We start from the raw sequence: 17,265 nt of genomic DNA, 5'->3' as shown, positions 1-17,265 counted from the left end.
GCCGGGTGCGCCCGGTGGGCGCCCCGGCCGCTGTGCGCGGTGAGGGTGGCTGAGAGGCCGTCAGGTCACGTCGTCATAGCCGTTGACCCGGTCCGTGGTCGCCTGCTCGGGCAACGCGCGGGTGGCCGAGACGGTCTCGATCTCGCCGACGTCCTCAGGGGTGAGGTCCAGCTCGGAGGCCTCGTCGTCGTCCGGGCCCTCGGCCTCGCGACGGCGCTTGCGCCGGTCGTTCACCAGCGAGAAGACGACCGCGGCGAAGTACAGGACCCAGATCGGCCCGGCCAGCGCCAGCATGGTCAGCGGGTCCGTGCTCGGTGTCGCGACGGCCGCGAACACGGTGATGCCCATGATCATCGCGCGCCACCAGCCGAGCATCCGCCGGCCGGTCAGCACCCCGGTGAGGTTGAGCATGATCAGCAGCAGCGGCAGCTCGAAGGAGAGGCCGAAGACGAGCACCATGCGGGTGACCAGGTCGAGCAGGTCGTCCAGCGGCAGCAGGTTGTTGACGTCCTTCGGCGTGAAGCCGATCAGCACCTTCGCCGTGGTGGGCAGCACCCGGTAGGCGAAGTAGGCGCCGCCGAGGAACAGCGGTACGCCGGTGCCGACGAACGCGTAGGCGTACTTGCGCTCGTGGCGGTGCAGGCCGGGGGCGACGAAGGCCCACAGCTGGTAGAGCCACACCGGGGAGGCCAGCACGACGCCGGCCATCAGCGACACCTTGAGCGCCAGTGTGAACGGCGTCAGCAGACCGTTGATCGTGATCTGCGCACACTGGTGGGACTTGTCGCTGGTTTTCGCCAACTGTTCGAAGGTCTGGCCGCAGCCGACCGAGTCGAGCACCGGTTTGGTGATGATGTTGACGATGTCGTTGTAGAAGAAGGCAGCCACGGCCGTGACGACAACGATGGCCAGCATCGCCTTCGCGAGCCGGTTGCGGAGCTCACGAAGGTGTTCCGCGAGGGGCATCCGCCCCTCGGGATCCCTCTCCTTATTGCGGGCAGGCTTCAGCAACCCACGTTCCCATCTCGTGCGGCGGGCCGGAGGTCACCGGCCCGGCATCAGGCCTTGGTGGTGTCCGTCGGCTCGGTGACCGGGCGCGAGCTGGTCACGTCTCCGGGGGAGGCCTGGATGGTGCGCGGCGCCTGCGTCTGCTCGCCGGTGGTGGGCGCCTGGGCGGCGGAGGAGCTGTTGTTGCCCTCGTCCTTCATCGCCTTGGCCTCGCTCTTGAGGATGCGCGCGGACTTGCCGAGCGAGCGGGCCATGTCCGGAAGCTTCTTCGCGCCGAACAGCAGGATGATGACGACGAGGATGAGAATGATCTCGGGGGCTCCGAGCCTTCCGAACATAAGTCTTTACCTTCTCACCGAGGCGGCTGGGTTGGGGTGCTGTCCGATCGGTCGGACATCTGTCCGATCGACCGTGCTGGCAGCGATCGTAACGCTCAGGGGTAAACGTCAGGCAATCCCCGTGCGTACTCCCGGTCCGCGGTCCGCGCCTCGTTCGCCGGGCCGCGACCAGCAGCGTACCTGCCACAGTGGCAAGGGTGACAGGCCGAAGTGACCCAAAACGCCTCCGGCGCAGGACTCACACGCCCCGCACAGCGGGACTCACAGAGAGTCGACAGTACGCGCGGTGCTCACCGCAGCCTTCTCGAGGTCCTCGGCGGCCCGGTTGATCCGGCGTGCGGCGTCCGTCACCTGCAGTCCGAGGCGCCGCGCCTCCAGGAAGACCCGTACGGCCAGCACCCCGAGGACCGCCAAGCCCAAAAAACCCACAGCTACCGCGAACATCGGCCAGAACATGGAGGCGAGCCTAGAGGGTCTAGAGGGCGGAGTGCAGACGCAGGGTCTTGACCCCGCCGCCCGTCAGCAGCTCGACGATCCGCTCCCCCGCCGGCTTGCGCACCAGACTGTCGCAGTCGGGGCAGGTGAAGGAGTAGAAGGTGGTGCGGCTCGTGGCGCCGATGGCCAGGCGCAGGGCGCTCGCGGTGAGCTCGAAACTGCCCCGGCACTCCGGGCAGCCGGCCCGGAACGTCACCGGGGAGATGCTTCTCATCCCGGCGAAGGCCGACGCCACCGACATGTCCTGCACACCGGACATCGACGACTCGCTCAAAGCCCCTGCTCCTGCCTGTCATGGTGCTTGTCGAAGGTCCCGTCGTGAACCGTGCCGACGCCCTGCGGGCCCTGCGCCTCGACGCCGTCGTACGCCGCCAGCGCCTCGCGGGCCGCCTGGCGGGCGCTGTCGGCGAGGTCGTGCGGCGAGACGATGCGGCCATCGCGCCCGAGCCGCAGCGCCAGGCGCCGCAGCGAGGTCGGGTCGGGGGTGCGCAGGGTAATACGCAACCCGCCGTCGGGAAGCTCATCCGCACTGTCGTGCGGGTAGTACTCGGCGACCCAGCGACCGCCCGGGCCCACCTCCACGACGACCTCCGGGTCCTCGGCGGCGGGCTGCACCAGCGCCTCCGACAGGTCACGGAGCTCCATCTCGGGCGGCGCGGACGCCTCGTCCAGGATGCGGATCTCGGCGACCCGGTCGAGCCGGAAGGTGCGGCGCGCCTCGGAGCGGCGGCACCAGGCCTCGACGTACGTGTGCCCGACGCTGACCAGGCGGATGGGGTCGATCTCGCGCTCGGTGAGTTCGTCGCGGGCCGGCGAGTAGTAGCGGATCCACAGCCGGCGGCGCTCGGAGATGGCCCGGTCGACGTCCGCGAAGACGCCGCCCTCGGCCTCGAAGGTCACCGAGAGGCGGGAGCTGGCGCCCGCGGCCTCGCCTGCCGCGGTCTCCACCTTGGCGGTGGCCCGCAGCAGCGCCTGCCGGTCGCTCTCGCGCAGCCCCGGCAGGGTGGACACGGCCCGGCCCGCCACCAGCAGCGCGGTCGCCTCGTCGGCGGCCAGCCGCAGCGGCTCGGCCGCCTCCTCGCCGAGGGCGGCGGGGTTGTGCCACCAGATGCGGTCGCCGTCGGTGTCGATGTCCAGGAGGTCGCCGCCCCGGAAGCTGGTGCCGCACATGGGCAGCACGTCGAGGTCGGAGACGAGCTCGTCCTCGGTGATCCCGAACGCCCGGGCGACGTCCTCCACGCGCGCGCCCGGCCGCTCCCTCAGATACGTCACCAGCGAAAGCATCCGCCGGGTCTGGTCGATGGCGCTCGTTGGCCTGACCGGTTTGCCTGCCACTGTGTTGTCCGCTCCCCCTCAGCCCTTGGCCACGGCTCGCAGCCGGTCCACCACGTCCGCGCGCAGCTCGGCCGGCTCCAGGACCACCACGTCCGGCCCGAACTCCACCAGCCAGGCGTCCAGCCCGTGCCCGTACGGAATCTCCAACTCGTCCCAGCCGTCGCCGAGTTCCCGCACCGCGGAGGCCTTCGCCCGAAGGGGGTAACCGGCGCCCGCCCGCAGCCTGATCAGCGCGGACCGGTCGGCGTTCTCCCCTGCCCAACTCGCCACGGTCTCCCGGACGGTGACGACATCGGGGATCTCGGCGGTGAACTTCCCGGTGCGGCTGCGCACTCGGCCGGTGATCCGGGAGAGCCGGAAGACCCGCTCGGCACTGCGGTCGCGGTCCCAGCCGGCCAGGTACCAGTGTCCGCGCCAGCACTCCAGCGCCCACGGCTCCACATGGCGGGGCTCGGGGTGGGCGGCGGTGGCCTTGCGGTAGTCGAAGACGACCGGGCGACGGTCGCGGCAGGCCAGCATCAGCGGCTCGAACGCCACCTCGTGCACCGGGATTCGGGGCTCCAGGGCGCCGTGCGCCTCGTACGGGTCGACGTCTTCGGGCAGTCCGGCCGCGCGCAGTTTCTGCAGGGCGCCGCTGGCCGCGCCGGCGAGCCGGGCCTGTTGCCAGACCTTGGCGGCGAGGCCGAGGGCGGCGGCCTCCTCGGCGTCCAGGGTGATGGGCGGGAGGCGGTTGCTGTCGCGGCGGGCCAGGTAGCCCATCTCGCCGTCCAGGTTCTCCACCGTCTCGATGACCAGGCCGAGTTCGCGCAGATCGTCCTTGTCCCGCTCGAACATCCGGTTGAAGGAGTCGTCACTGCCCGCTTCGAGATAGGCCTCGATGGACTCGCGCAGCTCACGCTTGCTGAGCGGCCGCCGCGTCCCGAGCAGACACAGCGCCAGGTTCATCAGCCGCTCGGCCTTGGCAATGGCCATCGACGCCCTTCGCCTCCCTATGGTGCTTACGGACGTTGACCGTACCGCCCCGCGGTGGCGCGGCAAAAGCCGAGGCCCATGCCCGGACAGGCATGGGCCCCGGCTGATCGGGTCCGGTCGGATCCGTGGATCAGACGCCGACCAGGTCGACCACGAAGATCAGGGTCTCGCCGGGCTTGATCGCCGGGGTCGGGCTCTGGTTGCCGTAGGCGAGGTGGGCCGGGATGGTCAGCTGGCGACGGCCGCCGACCTTCATGCCCTGGACGCCCTGGTCCCAGCCCTTGATGACACGGCCGCCGCCGAGCGGGAAGCGGAACGGGGTGCCGCGGTTCCAGCTGGCGTCGAACTCCTCGCCGGTGCTGAAGGCCACGCCGACGTAGTGGACGGTGACGGTCTGGCCCGCCTGGGCCACCGCGCCGTCGCCCTCCCAGATGTCCTTGATCTCCAGGTCCGCCGGGGGCTCGCCGCCCGGGAAGTCGATCTCGGGCTTCTCGATGCTCACGTCTCTAGCTCCTGCTTGTCTGCGGAAAGGCAACACACACAGTCTTACACCTCGCCGGTGCTACATCTTCGCCAGGATGTCGACCGAGAAGACCAGCACGGAGTCCTTCTTGATGCCGCTGCCGGCCGGCGGGCTGTCGCCGTAGCCCAGGCTCGGCGGGATGACGATGAGGACGCGGCTGCCGACCTTCTTGCCGGTCAGGCCCTGCGCCCAGCCCTTGACGACCTGCTCCAGGGAGAACGACGTGAGCGCGCTGCGGCTGTACGTCGAGTCGAACTCCTTGCCCGTGTCCCACAGGACGCCCTTGTACTGGACGAGCACGCTGGAGTCGGCGGCGACCTCGTCGCCGTCGCCCTCGATGACGTACTCCGCCACGAGTTTGGTGGGCGCCTTCCCCTTGGGGATGTCGATGGAGGGCGCCTTGCCGTCGGTGTTGGTGCCGACCTTCGGCAGCGCCGCGTCACTCTGGGCGGCGTCGGTGCCCTTGGCGGAGCTCTTGGAGTTGAACGTGTCCTGGATGTCGACCACGAACACCAGGGTGTCGGTGCCCTTGATGCCCGCCTGTGCGTTGCCCTTCGTGCCGTAGCCCCAGGTGGGCGGTACGGAGAACTCGACGCGGCTGCCGGACTTCTTGCCCGTCAGGGCGTAGCGCCAGCCGTCGATGATGCCGCCCTCGGCGAGCTGGATGACCAACGGGGTCTTGCGGTCGTAGGAGTTGTCGAAGACCTTCGCCGTGGACCAGACCTGGCCGAGGTAGTGGGCCTGGATGAAGTCGTTCTCCGCGACGGTCTTGCCGCCTCCCGCGATGACCGTCTTGACCGCGAGCTGCTTCGACGGGTCGCCGGTGCCCTTGGCGACGGTCGGCTTCGTACCGAGCTTCGTACCCGCCGTGATGGCCGGCAGCGGGCCGTCGACGATCTTCGGTGGCGGCGGGGCCGACGTGGCCGAGCCCGAGGGGGTCGGCGACGGGCTGTCGCTGGCCTTGCTCGAGTCGGACTTGTCGTCGTCACCGCATCCGGCGAGCGTGACCAGTCCTGCGGGTACGGCAATCAGTAGGGAGCGTCGGCGCACGGTTAAGGCCTCGTATCGGTCGATCTTGATGATGGCGTGCGCGCAACTCTACGGCGTGAGAAGGGCGCCGCACTGGAAACGTGCGGCGCCCGTGTTGCGTTCCGGTCCGTCACCGGAACGCGTTGTTCACATCACTCACATTCCCGCGATCAGCTTCTCCACCCGGTCGTCGACGGAACGGAACGGGTCCTTGCACAACACGGTGCGCTGCGCCTGGTCGTTGAGCTTGAGGTGGACCCAGTCGACGGTGAAGTCCCGGCGCTGCTCCTGGGCGCGGCGGATGAAGTCGCCGCGCAGTCGGGCCCGAGTGGTCTGCGGGGGCACGGACTTGCCCTCGAAGATCTTCAAGTCGTTGCAGATCCTGGCCGCTTGGCCCTTGCGCTCCAGGAGGTAGTACAGGCCGCGCCGACGGTGGATGTCGTGGTAGGCGAGGTCGATCTGCGCGACGCGCGGGTGGGACATGGTCATGTTGTGCTTGGCCCGGTACCGCTCGATGAGCTTGTACTTCATGACCCAGTCGATCTCGGTGCCGATCCGGTCGAGGTCCTCGGCCTCGATCGAGTCCAGCGTGCGGCCCCACAGCTCCAGGACCTGGTCCACGACGCCGGTGCGGATGCCACGCCGCTCGACGAAGTCCACGGCCTTCTCGTAGTACTCGCGCTGCACCTCGAGGGCGGAGGCCTCGCGGCCGCTGGCCAGGCGCACCTTGCGCCGGCCGGTGATGTCGTGGCTGACCTCGCGGATCGCCCGGATCGGGTTCTCCAGGGTCAGGTCGCGCATCACGGTGCCCGCCTCGATCATGCGCAGCACCAGGTCGGTGGCGCCGACCTTGAGCAGCATGGTCGTCTCGGACATGTTCGAGTCGCCGACGATGACGTGCAGACGGCGGTAGCGCTCGGCGTCCGCGTGCGGTTCGTCGCGCGTGTTGATGATGGGCCGGGAGCGGGTCGTCGCCGAGGAGACGCCCTCCCAGATGTGCTCGGCCCGCTGGCTCACGCAGTACACCGCACCGCGCGGGGTCTGCAGCACCTTGCCCGCCCCGCACAGAAGCTGACGCGTGACCAGGAACGGAATGAGGATGTCCGCGAGCCGGGAGAACTCCCCGTGCCGGGCGACGAGATAGTTCTCGTGGCACCCGTAGGAGTTGCCCGCCGAGTCGGTGTTGTTCTTGAAGAGGTAGACGTCGCCCGCGATTCCTTCCTCGTGCAGGCGTCGTTCCGCGTCCACCAGGAGTCCTTCGAGAATGCGCTCGCCGGCCTTGTCGTGGGTGACCAGTTCGGTCACGTTGTCACATTCCGGTGTCGCGTATTCCGGATGTGATCCCACGTCGAGATAGAGGCGGGCGCCGTTCCGCAGAAAGACATTGCTGCTTCGGCCCCATGACACGACACGGCGGAAGAGGTACCGCGCCACCTCGTCGGGAGACAGGCGTCGCTGTCCCCTGAACGTACATGTGACGCCGTACTCGTTCTCCAGCCCGAAAATGCGGCGGTCCATGACTGAACATTACGCCCGATCCCCTGAGCTGAAACGGGGTTCGACCACACGGTTTGGATCATTTTCCGATGAAGCCGCAACGACCGCGCCCCCTGCGGGAGCTGCGAGGACCCGTCCGGTGGCCAGCAGAACCAGCAGCGATACGGCCCCCGCGGCACCCGGCACGGCGAAGCCCCACACCGCCCCGCCCCACTCGACGACCGGGCCCGCGAGGCCCGTTCCGACCGAGGAACCCACCGTGAACGTGGTCACGATCCAGGAGAACGCCTCGGTGACCGTGCCGCGCGGCGCGTGCCGGTCGACGAGGACGAACGCGCAGGCGAGACAGGGCGCGAGGAAGAGCCCGGCGACGGCCGTGAGCGCCGTCATGGCGACCGGGCCCGGCGTCAGCGCGAGCGGCAGGTAACACACCGCCAGAAGGGCGACCAGCACCCGCAGTCGACGCTCCGGCGGCCCGCTCCACTGCCGCGCGCCGTACGCCGTGCCGCCGACGAGCGCGCCGAGGCCGATGCCGGCCATCAGCCAGCCGTACACCGCGTCCCCGCCGTGGTCGTCGGCGTAGGACATGGCGGCGACCGTGATCGAGCCGAGCGCGATGCCCACGGCGAGGAACGCGCCGAGCAGGACGAGCAGTCCGGGCGAGCGCAGCGCGCCGAGCCAGTGCGCCTCGCGCGGCGCCGAGCGCCACGCGCGCGAGGGCGGCGAGACGACCACCGAGAGGGCGCCCAGTAAGCCGACGACGTTGATGAGCACGAGCGCCGCCTGCGCCGACCACAGCGACACGCACAGGGTCACCAGCAACGGGCCGGCGGTGAACATGACTTCCTGGGCGACGGCGTCCATCGCGTACGCCGTCTGCACCTGACCCTCGCCGGGCAGGACCGACGACCACAGCGCCCGCAGACCGCCCTCCAGAGGAGGCGTGAAGAGTCCGGAGAGCGCCACGCACACGTAGGCGAGCGCCAGCGGGTCGGTACCGGTGAAGGCGAAGGCGGACATGGCGAGCGCGGAGAGCAGCGCGGCGGGCAGCTGGACGCGCGGCTGCCCGTACAGGTCCACGAACCGGCCGAGGAGCGGCTGCCCCACGGCGTTGGCGACGCCGTACGCGGCGGCGAGCCCGCCCGCGAGGCTGTAGGTGCCGCCCTCGGAGCGGACGAACAGCACGATGGCGATCGCGGCGACCGCGCACGGCAGCCGGCCCACGAGCGTGCCGGCGAGCAGGCGTGCGGCGTGCCGAGCCCTGAGGATCTCCACGTATCCCGCAGCCATGTCCGCTTCCTCTCACCCGCAACGCCGGAAGTTTTACGTATAACGTCCGCTCTCATACGTACCATGTGCGCTGTTCACGAGTCCAGACGAAGGAGCAGGCCGACGGTGGCACGAGGCAGCACCCGCCCCACGAGCCGTGACGTCGCCCAGGCCGCCGGGGTATCCCAGGCGGCGGTCTCCCTCGTGCTCGGCGACAAGTGGCGGGGCCGGGTCTCGGAGACGACCGCCGAGCGGGTCCGGGAGGCCGCGCGCGACCTGGGCTACCGGCCCAACCTCGCCGCGCGCAACCTGCGCCTGGGCCGCACCCGGACCGTGCTCCTGGTCGTGCCCGCGCTGACCACCGAGTTCTTCGCCGGCGTCTACACGGGCGCGGCCCGGGTGGCCGCGGACCACGGCTTCGGCGTGGTGCTCTACCCCTCCCCCGAGGGCATCGGCCCGGCAAGAGACCCCTTCGCGTCCGCCCAGGCGGCCCTGGACGGCGTCATCGCCTCCTCCATGGCCGCCGACGCCCTCACGGCGATCCGGGGCGACCAACTGCCCCTGGTGATGCTCGACAGCGACCCCGAGGGCAGCCTGGGCGCGGCCACGGTGAACCTGGACATCACCGACGGCGTCCGCCAGGTCGCCGAGCACCTGTTGGACCTCGGCCACCGGCGCTTCCTGCATCTCGCGGCCGACGTGCCGTCCTGGACCTTCGAGGTACGCGCGCGTGAACTGGCCGCCCGGGTCGGCGCGGTGCCCGGCACGTCCGTGCGCACCGTCCGCGCGCCGATCTCCATCGACGACGCCCTGGCCGCCGCCTCGGCCGCCCTCTCGGCGCCCGGGCCCCGGCCCACGGCGCTGGTGTGCGACGACGACAAGCTGGCGGCCGGCGCCTACAAGGCGGCCAGGCGCCTGGGCCTGCGCGTCCCCGACGACCTCTCCGTCACCGGCCTGGACGACCTCGCCCTGGCCACGGCCCTCGACCCCGAGCTGACGACCGTACGGCTGGACGCCGAGCTGTTCGGCGAACACGGCATGCGGGCGCTGCTGGCCGTCCTGGAGGGCCGCACGCCCGAGGCGGGCGACATCCCGGTCGAACTCGTCGTACGGGGCTCCACAGCACCCCCCAGCGCCTCCTGAACGCCCTGTGCCCCGGCCGTGTCGACGGCCGGGGCACACAGTGGGCGGGGTGAAGCGGGTGTCACTCCTCCTCGGAGGGCTCCTCGTCGGAGGCGTCGTCCGTGGTGGCGGTCGCCGAGCCGTCCGCGTCCAGCAGACGCGAGAGCTGACGGCCGACGATGCGCTTGAACTTGCGCTGCTGCGGGCGCGTACGGTCCAGGACCGCGACCTCCAGGCGCTCGGCGGGGATGTCCCGCTGCGTGCCGTTGGACTCGCGGGACAGGGCCTGCACGGCCAGCTTCAGAGCCTCCGCGAGGGTCATGCCCTCCTGGTGACGCTGGTCCAGGTAGTTGCTGATCAACTCGGCGTTGCCACCGACCGCGACCGAGCCGTGCTCGTCCACGATCGAACCGTCGTGCGGCAGCCGGTAGATCTGGTCGCCCTCAGGCGTGTCGCCGACCTCGGCGACCACCAGCTCCACCTCGTACGGCTTCTCGGCCGCGCTGGAGAAGATCGTGCCCAGCGTCTGGGCGTAGACGTTGGCGAGACCGCGGGCGGTCACATCGTCCCGGTCATAGGTGTAACCCCGCAGGTCGGCATAGCGCACGCCGCCGATGCGGAGGTTCTCGTACTCGTTGTACTTGCCCGCGGCCGCGAAGCCGATCCGGTCGTAGATCTCGCTGAACTTGTGCAGCGCACGGGAGGGGTTCTCGCCGACGAAGACGATGCCGTCGGCGTACTGGATCACGACCAGGCTGCGGCCGCGCGCGATGCCCTTGCGGGCGTACTCGGCCCGGTCGGCCATGGCCTGCTGGGGTGAGACATAGAACGGCGTCGACACCGGCTATCCGTCCCTTTCTTCGGAGGGTTCCGTCGAGTTCACTGGATCACCTTGCTAGCACCGGGTGCCGACTACAGCAGCGCGGCCCGGGGGCCGTCCGGCTGCTCCAGGCGCCGCGCCAGGATCGAGCGGGCGATCTCGGAGGACTCCTCGTCGGTGAGCCGGCGGAAGCCGTCGTCGGTGATCACGGTGACGATCGGATAGATCCGGCGGGCGACATCGGGACCGCCGGTCGCCGAGTCGTCGTCTGCCGCGTCGTAGAGGGCCTGGACCACGAGAGTCGTGGCCTCCGCCTCGTTCAGGTCGTCACGGTAGAGCTTCTTCATGGCGCCGCGCGCGAAGATCGAGCCGGAGCCCGTGGCCGCGAAGCCGTGCTCCTCGGAGCGGCCGCCCGTCACGTCGTAGGAGAAGATGCGGCCCCGGTCGCGGTCCACGTCGAAGCCCGCGAAGAGGGGGACCACGGCCAGGCCCTGCATGGCCATGCCGAGGTTGGAACGGATCATGGTCGACAGGCGGTTCGCCTTGCCCTCCAGGGAGAGCTGGGCCCCCTCGACCTTCTCGAAGTGCTCCAGCTCCAGCTGGAACAGCTTGACCATCTCGACGGCCAGGCCCGCCGTACCAGCGATGCCGACGGCCGAGTACTCGTCCGCCGGGAACACCTTCTCGATGTCGCGCTGGGCGATCACGTTCCCCATCGTGGCCCGTCGGTCACCGGCGAGCACGACACCGCCCGGGAAGGTCACGGCCACGATGGTCGTGCCGTGGGGCGCCTCGATCACACCCTGGACGGCGGGCAGTTGACGCTTGCCCGGCAGCATGTCGGGCTGATGGTCGGACAGGAAGTCCATGAAGGACGAGGATCCCGGCGTCAGGAAGGCAGCTGGTAGACGCCCGGTGCTACGAGTGTTGGCTTCCACGCGATTCCTTCCACGTAAGCAGCAGCCCGCCTTATGGGATCGGGCCGATCCTTGAACTGCCCCAGTGCGGCATTGCAGCTGAAGCACAGTACGCCTCGGACCCTACCCGTCTGATGGCAGTGATCCACATGCTCGGGCACAGCCGCCAAACATATGCAGCAGACGCCCCCTTGAGAGACGATCAGCTCGTCCCGTACAGCTTCGGTGATGCCGTACTGGCGCTTCAGATGGTCCCGCCTGCTCTGGACCGCCCGGCACGCCTTGCAGCGCGTCGACAGGCCGTCGGACGCAGTTGCATTGCGATGCCACTCGCCGTGCGGCTTGACCTCGCCGCACGTCCGGCACAGCTTGTGTCCGGCCGGGACATCCGTCTTCTCCCGGACAGTCCTACCCGCGGCCTCCTGGCGCCTCCGGTAGTGCGCGGCGCTGTACTCCGCCACGCACTCCCGGCAGTGCACCTGGAGGCCGTCACGCCGGTTCTTGTCCCTCGCGAATACAGCAAGAGGCAGGCCTCGGCCACACTTCCTGCATTGCTTCGCGTTTGCGTCGTCAGCCATCTCCACCCCCCGCTCTCTTCAATTCGAAGGCGAGGTGGCCAAGCAGCCTTTACTCTCCGCCTTTTTGCACGAATGACCGCACGAAATCCTCTGCGTTTTCCTCGAGTACATCGTCGATCTCGTCCAGCACAGAGTCGACGTCGTCGCTCAGCTTCTCCTGGCGCTCCTTGAGGTCCTCCGAAGCCTGCGCGTCCTGCGCCTGCTCCTCGACCTCTTCCGTGGAGCGTGTCGCCTTCTGCTGGCCGCCGCCGGTGTCCTTGGTTGCCATAACCCTCACCCCGCTCAGTTCGCCCGACATGGTCGACAGGTCGGCATTCCTGCCGATCGGTGATGATCAGACCCTACAAGCCGGGTCCGACATCGGCCCCGCTGTTTCCTCAACGTACGGGGGCCACCTCGATGATTCCCGGACGGCGGACTTTCCACCCTGTCCGGCGGACACCGTCCGGGTACCCGCTCAGCCGCCCGAAAGCACCCTGACCAGGTCTTCCGCGGTGCGACAGCGGTCCAGGAGCTCCTTGACGTGATTTCGCGTTCCGCGTAGCGGTTCCAGGGTTGGCACCCGCTGCAGGGAGTCACGGCCCGGCAGGTCGAAGATCACCGAGTCCCAGGAGGCCGCCGCCACGTCGTCCGCGTACTGCTCCAGACAGCGCCCGCGGAAGTACGCGCGCGTGTCCTCCGGAGGCTTCGTACGGGCCCGCTCGACGTCCTCCTCGCCCAGCAGCCGCTTGATCCGGCCGCGGGCGGCCAGACGGTTGTAAAGGCCCTTCTCGGCCCGTACGTCGGCGTACTGCAGGTCGACCAGTTGCAGCCGGGCGGCGTCCCAGTCGAGGCCGTCGCGGCGCCGGTAGCCCTCCATGAGCTCCCGCTTGGCGACCCAGTCCAGCTCGCCGGCCAGGCTCATCGGGTCGTTCTCCAGGCGGTTGAGGGTGTCCTCCCAGCGGGCCAGGACGTCCTTCGTCTGATCGTCCGCGTCCGCGCCGTAACGCTCCTCCACGTATTTGCGCGACAGCTCGAAGTACTCCATCTGGAGCTGGACCGCGGTCAGCGTGCGGCCGCTGCGGAGCGTGACCAGGCGCTTGAGCGTCGGGTCGTGGGAGACCTGGTGGAGCGTGCGGACCGGCTGGTCCACGGCCAGGTCCACCGCGATGAAGCCGTCCTCGATCATGGAGAGCACGAGGGCGGTGGTGCCGAGCTTCAGGTACGTCGAGATCTCGGAGAGGTTCGCGTCGCCGATGATCACGTGCAGGCGGCGGTACTTCTCGGCGTCCGCGTGCGGCTCGTCGCGCGTGTTGATGATCGGTCGCTTGAGGGTGGTCTCCAGGCCGACCTCGACCTCGAAGTAGTCGGCGCGCTGGCTGAGCTGGAAGCCGTGCTCGTGCCCGTCCTGGCCGATGCCGACGCGGCCCGCTCCGGTGACGACCTGACGGGAGACGAAGAAGGGCGTGAGGTGGCGCACGATGTCCGAGAAGGGGGTTTCCCGCTTCATCAGATAGTTCTCGTGCGTGCCGTAGGAGGCGCCCTTGTTGTCGGTGTTGTTCTTGTAGAGGTGGATCGGCTGCGCGCCCGGGAGTTGGGCCGCGCGCTCGGCGGCCTCCGCCATGATGCGCTCGCCGGCCTTGTCCCACAGGACGGCGTCCATGGGGTTGGTGACTTCGGGAGAGCTGTACTCCGGGTGTGCGTGGTCGACGTAGAGCCGTGCGCCGTTGGTGAGGATGACATTGGCCAGGCCGATGTCCTCGTCGGTGAGCTGGCTCGAGTCGGCGGCCTCCCGGGCGAGGTCGAAGCCTCGCGCGTCGCGCAGCGGGTTCTCCTCCTCGAAGTCCCAGCGGGCCCGTCGGGCCCGGTGCATCGCCGCCGCGTAGGCGTTGACGATCTGGGACGAGGTGAGCATGGCATTGGCGTTGGGGTGACCGGGAACGGAGATGCCGTACTCCGTCTCGATGCCCATTACTCGCCGTACGGTCATGCGGCCCTCCTTGCCCGGCGGCGTCCTCGGTCGGGGACGTCGCTCAAGTACCGCTGGCGCTCCGGTGCGTGTGCGGTGCCCGTCCCCGCACTGCGCGACTCGGCGGTACCGAAGAGCCTAGAACGGCTTTGCACTGGTGGGGAGATCATTTGCGTCATTGCCTTGCTCGCCTTTGTTCCGGTCGTGGCCTGAAAAACAGTCGGCTGCGGGTACCCACTGAGGGCACCCGCAGCCGCCCTGTCTTCTACAGGTACTGACCGGTGTTCGCCACCGTGTCGATGGAGCGTCCGGTGTCCGCCCCCTGCTTTCCGGTGATGAGGGTACGGATGTAGACGATCCGCTCGCCCTTCTTTCCGGAGATCCGGGCCCAGTCGTCCGGGTTGGTGGTGTTGGGCAGGTCCTCGTTCTCCTTGAACTCGTCCACGCAGGCCTGGAGGAGGTGCGAGACGCGGATGCCCTTCTGCTTGTTGTCGAGGAAGTCCTTGATGGCCATCTTCTTGGCGCGGCCCACGATGTTCTCGATCATGGCGCCGGAGTTGAAGTCCTTGAAGTAGAGGACTTCCTTGTCACCGTTGGCGTAGGTGACCTCCAGGAAGCGGTTCTCCTCGGATTCCGTGTACATGTGCTCGACGGCCGTCTGGATCATGCTCTCGACGGTGGTCGTCTTGCTGCCGCCGTGCTCGCCGAGGTCCTCGGGGTGCAACGGGAGGCGCTCGGTGAGGTACTTGCCGAAGATGTCCTTCGCGGCCTCGGCGTCCGGACGCTCGATCTTGATCTTCACGTCCAGGCGGCCGGGGCGCAGGATGGCGGGGTCGATCATGTCCTCACGGTTGGAGGCACCGATCACGACCACGTTCTGCAGGCCCTCGACACCGTCGATCTCGGCGAGCAGCTGCGGGACGATGGTGTTCTCCACGTCCGAGCTGACACCGGAACCACGGGTGCGGAACAGGGACTCCATCTCGTCGAAGAAGACGATGACGGGCGTGCCCTCGCTGGCCTTCTCACGTGCACGCTGGAAGACGAGGCGGATCTGACGCTCGGTCTCACCGACGTACTTGTTGAGGAGTTCGGGACCCTTGATGTTGAGGAAGAAGCTCTTGCCGGCGGCCTGGCCGGTCACCTCGGCGACCTTCTTGGCCAGCGAGTTGGCGACGGCCTTGGCGATGAGCGTCTTGCCGCATCCGGGGGGCCCGTACAGCAGAACGCCCTTGGGCGGCCGCAGTTCGTGCTCCTTGAAGAGGTCCGGGTAGAGGTACGGGAGCTCGACCGCGTCGCGGATCATCTCGATCTGGCCGCCCAGACCGCCGATCTGCTCGTAGCCGATGTCGGGCACCTCTTCGAGGACGAGTTCCTCGACCTCGCTCTTGGGGACGACCTCGTAGACGTAGCCGGAGCGGGGTTCGAGCAGAAGGGCGTCGCCGGGGCGGATGACGACGTCGAGGAGCGGCTCGGCGAGCCGGACCACCCTCTCCTCGTCGGTGTGTCCCTGCACCAGGGCACGTACGCCGTCCTCGAGGATCTCCTTGAGGGTGACGATGTCTCCGACGCTCTCGTACTCCATGGCCTCGACCACGTTGAGCGCTTCGTTGAGCATCACTTCCTGGCCGCGCCTGAGCTCGTCGAGCTCGACACTGGGGCTGACGTTCACCCGCAGCTTGCGCCCGCCGGTGAAGATGTCGGCCGTACCGTCCTCGTTGGCCTCGAGGAAGACACCGAAGCCGGCCGGGGGCTGTGCGAGCCGGTCGACCTCCTCCTTGAGGGCCACGATCTGGTCGCGGGCCTCACGGAGGGTGTTGGCGAGTCGCTCGTTCTGGGCGGACACGCCGGCCAAGTTGGTCTGCAGCTCGACGATCCGCTCTTCGAGAATCCTCGTGTGTCGCGGAGAGTCGGCGAGCTTGCGTCGCAGGACGGCGATCTCCTGCTCAAGGTAGGCAATCTGCCCGGCCGGGTCGTCGGACCCTCGTCCCGGGCGGATGCCGCGGTTCATGTCGTCGTCGTGGGCTGCCACGGTCCTCACCTCCTCCAAGGGGAGCTGGACGCTTCCAGACCCTACCTGGGTGGGTGTCGATTGAAACCCCTAGATCACAAAGACTGTCGAGGTGTGTCCGATCTTCACCCTTGCGCTCTCCCTCACGCCAGGGGAATACCCACCGAACATGATTGGGAAGCCGCCGGAGGTAGGGTCGAAGTGTTCAACACCCGTCAGAGCTGGCCTGATTCCCGTCCGCTCGACATCTAAACGGCAGGAGACATGAGCGTGCAGCAGGAGGCCGGAAGCGGCGGTGAGGCTCTGGAAGTCTGGATCGACCAGGACCTGTGTACCGGCGACGGCATCTGCGTCCAGTACGCGCCCGAGGTCTTCGAGCTGGACATCGACGGCCTGGCTTATGTGCGGGGCACCGGCGAGGAACTGCTGCAGGCCCCGGGTGCCACAACGCCCGTTCCGCTGCCGCTTCTCACGGATGTGGTGGACTCCGCCAAGGAGTGTCCGGGCGAGTGCATCCACGTACGGCGAGTTTCGGACAGGGTCGAGGTCTTCGGTCCGGACGCGGAGTGATCGTTCGCGCGCACCGCGTCACGCCTGTCTGATTTCTCACAGGCCTTAGTGACGTGGGTCACACGCTCTGGGCACCGGCGGGTGTCGAGCGGACGAACGCGCCGTTCTTCCACTGCCACTTCACGCTGTCCTTGACGTCCGGGCAGCAGCGGGGCGTGTCCTTCGACGAGTAGCCGAACAGGGTGGCGAGGACGGCTCCGTCCTTCACCGAGAAGTCACTCACCGTGTTGCCGTCCTTGGGGTCCACCAGGGTGGCCACCAGACGGGGCTTGCCGCCGGCCGCGGCGTGCGTGAGGACGTAGACACCGTCGGGCGGGGTGCCCATCGCGGAGTCGCAGTGGACCACGGCCACCGTCTCCGGACTGCCGTCGCCGTCGAGATCTCCGGTGGCCTTCTCCCGCACCACGGCCTTCACCGGACCGCAGGTTATCGGGAAGTGCACGCCCGCTGGATCCGGCGCGGTGGCGTGCGTGGACTTCGTCTCCGGACCGGCCGTCTGGGCCGCCGTCGCGGAGTTGGGCTGCAGGACCGAGGACAGGGCTATCACGCCGGCGACTGCCGTGGCGGTGGCGACCCAGTGGATCGGACGGGTGTGCGTGTGTGCCAGTTCCGGGACGGCGGATTGCTGCACTAGGAGTGTCTCCTGTGAGGGCTGTGCCGGTGGGGGTGGCCTGCATCGTGCCACACGTCACAGTGCGGGGGAACGGCGGGGTCAGGGGTTGTGCGCCGGGGTCCGCCGGGGGCGTGCGAAGGGTGGCGCCGCATCAGTACGGAGGCGCCAATACGAAGGCGCCGCGCCCCAGTTCCCGGGTCGGTCCGGGAACTGGGGCGCG

General features: G+C 68.9%; 19 protein-coding genes. 2 read left to right on the top strand and 17 right to left on the bottom strand.

Features of this window, described 5'->3' with window-relative positions:
* Positions 1–60 precede the first annotated feature (60 nt).
* From tatC to M2283_RS21200, 10 genes are all read right to left on the bottom strand, one after another.
* Positions 61–1,011: a twin-arginine translocase subunit TatC gene (tatC, locus tag M2283_RS21245; RefSeq protein WP_280877894.1), complete on the bottom strand. Its 951-nt coding sequence runs from the start codon at positions 1,009–1,011 to the stop codon at positions 61–63.
* 47 nt (positions 1,012–1,058) lie between these two features.
* Complete coding sequence (gene tatA / locus M2283_RS21240) at positions 1,059–1,346, bottom strand: Sec-independent protein translocase subunit TatA (RefSeq protein WP_280877893.1); 288 nt, start codon at positions 1,344–1,346, stop codon at positions 1,059–1,061.
* Between the two features lie 261 nt (positions 1,347–1,607).
* On the bottom strand, positions 1,608–1,802 hold the full coding sequence (locus tag M2283_RS21235) for a hypothetical protein (protein ID WP_280877892.1): 195 nt from the start codon (positions 1,800–1,802) through the stop codon (positions 1,608–1,610).
* Positions 1,803–1,821: 19 nt separating this feature from the next.
* Entirely contained in the window at positions 1,822–2,115 is a 294-nt protein-coding gene (locus tag M2283_RS21230) for a hypothetical protein (protein ID WP_280877891.1), read from the bottom strand.
* Complete coding sequence (locus tag M2283_RS21225) at positions 2,112–3,176, bottom strand: helix-turn-helix transcriptional regulator (protein WP_280877890.1); 1,065 nt, start codon at positions 3,174–3,176, stop codon at positions 2,112–2,114. The genes M2283_RS21230 and M2283_RS21225 overlap by 4 nt, the downstream gene beginning before the upstream one ends.
* A gap of 18 nt (positions 3,177–3,194) precedes the next feature.
* Complete coding sequence (locus tag M2283_RS21220; protein WP_280877889.1) at positions 3,195–4,148, bottom strand: helix-turn-helix transcriptional regulator; 954 nt, start codon at positions 4,146–4,148, stop codon at positions 3,195–3,197.
* A gap of 130 nt (positions 4,149–4,278) precedes the next feature.
* Positions 4,279–4,650 carry an FKBP-type peptidyl-prolyl cis-trans isomerase gene (locus M2283_RS21215; RefSeq protein ID WP_124002700.1) on the bottom strand — a complete coding sequence of 124 codons (372 nt, stop codon included), beginning with the start codon at positions 4,648–4,650 and terminating at the stop codon, positions 4,279–4,281.
* A 60-nt stretch (positions 4,651–4,710) separates the two neighbouring features.
* A complete protein-coding gene (locus M2283_RS21210) occupies positions 4,711–5,721 on the bottom strand; it encodes an FKBP-type peptidyl-prolyl cis-trans isomerase (RefSeq protein WP_280877888.1) in 1,011 nt (336 codons plus the stop codon).
* Between the two features lie 135 nt (positions 5,722–5,856).
* Positions 5,857–7,218 (bottom strand): Pup--protein ligase, encoded by a 1,362-nt coding sequence (gene pafA, locus M2283_RS21205; RefSeq protein ID WP_124002698.1) that lies wholly within the window; start codon positions 7,216–7,218, stop codon positions 5,857–5,859.
* Positions 7,219–7,227: 9 nt separating this feature from the next.
* Positions 7,228–8,487 (bottom strand): MFS transporter, encoded by a 1,260-nt coding sequence (locus tag M2283_RS21200; RefSeq protein ID WP_280877887.1) that lies wholly within the window; start codon positions 8,485–8,487, stop codon positions 7,228–7,230.
* Between the two features lie 105 nt (positions 8,488–8,592).
* On the opposite strand from M2283_RS21200, the gene M2283_RS21195 reads away from it, so the two are divergent.
* Positions 8,593–9,609, top strand: coding sequence for a LacI family DNA-binding transcriptional regulator (locus M2283_RS21195; RefSeq protein WP_280877886.1), 1,017 nt, complete (start codon positions 8,593–8,595; stop codon positions 9,607–9,609).
* 61 nt (positions 9,610–9,670) lie between these two features.
* Here the strand turns inward: M2283_RS21195 and prcA are convergent, their stop codons facing one another.
* The 6 genes from prcA to arc all read right to left on the bottom strand — a co-directional run bounded on the left by prcA (position 9,671) and on the right by arc (position 15,883).
* Entirely contained in the window at positions 9,671–10,429 is a 759-nt protein-coding gene (gene prcA, locus M2283_RS21190; protein ID WP_280877885.1) for a proteasome subunit alpha, read from the bottom strand.
* A gap of 71 nt (positions 10,430–10,500) precedes the next feature.
* Positions 10,501–11,346, bottom strand: a complete 846-nt coding sequence (gene prcB, locus M2283_RS21185) for a proteasome subunit beta (protein WP_280877884.1) — start codon at positions 11,344–11,346, stop codon at positions 10,501–10,503.
* The gene (locus M2283_RS21180) at positions 11,298–11,903 is read right to left on the bottom strand and encodes an endonuclease VII domain-containing protein (protein ID WP_280877883.1); all 606 of its coding nucleotides are present in this window, start codon (positions 11,901–11,903) and stop codon (positions 11,298–11,300) included. Before M2283_RS21180 ends, prcB begins: the two co-directional genes overlap by 49 nt.
* Positions 11,904–11,952: 49 nt before the next feature.
* Entirely contained in the window at positions 11,953–12,171 is a 219-nt protein-coding gene (locus tag M2283_RS21175) for a ubiquitin-like protein Pup (RefSeq protein ID WP_011027899.1), read from the bottom strand.
* A 189-nt stretch (positions 12,172–12,360) separates the two neighbouring features.
* Positions 12,361–13,872, bottom strand: coding sequence for a depupylase/deamidase Dop (gene dop, locus M2283_RS21170; RefSeq protein WP_280877882.1), 1,512 nt, complete (start codon positions 13,870–13,872; stop codon positions 12,361–12,363).
* 244 nt (positions 13,873–14,116) lie between these two features.
* Positions 14,117–15,883: a proteasome ATPase gene (gene arc, locus M2283_RS21165; protein WP_280877881.1), complete on the bottom strand. Its 1,767-nt coding sequence runs from the start codon at positions 15,881–15,883 to the stop codon at positions 14,117–14,119.
* A gap of 243 nt (positions 15,884–16,126) precedes the next feature.
* Between arc and M2283_RS21160 the strand changes: the two genes are divergently transcribed.
* The gene (locus M2283_RS21160; RefSeq protein ID WP_280877880.1) at positions 16,127–16,432 is read left to right on the top strand and encodes a ferredoxin; all 306 of its coding nucleotides are present in this window, start codon (positions 16,127–16,129) and stop codon (positions 16,430–16,432) included.
* 58 nt (positions 16,433–16,490) lie between these two features.
* Here M2283_RS21160 and M2283_RS21155 read toward each other — a convergent pair whose 3' ends face one another.
* Positions 16,491–17,063, bottom strand: coding sequence for a hypothetical protein (locus tag M2283_RS21155; RefSeq protein ID WP_280877879.1), 573 nt, complete (start codon positions 17,061–17,063; stop codon positions 16,491–16,493).
* Positions 17,064–17,265 lie beyond the last annotated feature (202 nt).

Origin of the sequence: Streptomyces pseudovenezuelae, from assembly GCF_029892565.1 — a bacterium.
Lineage (GTDB): Bacteria > Actinomycetota > Actinomycetes > Streptomycetales > Streptomycetaceae > Streptomyces > Streptomyces pseudovenezuelae_A.
Note: the sequence above shows the minus strand (reverse complement) of the source record. Positions and strands in the feature narration are given on the sequence as shown.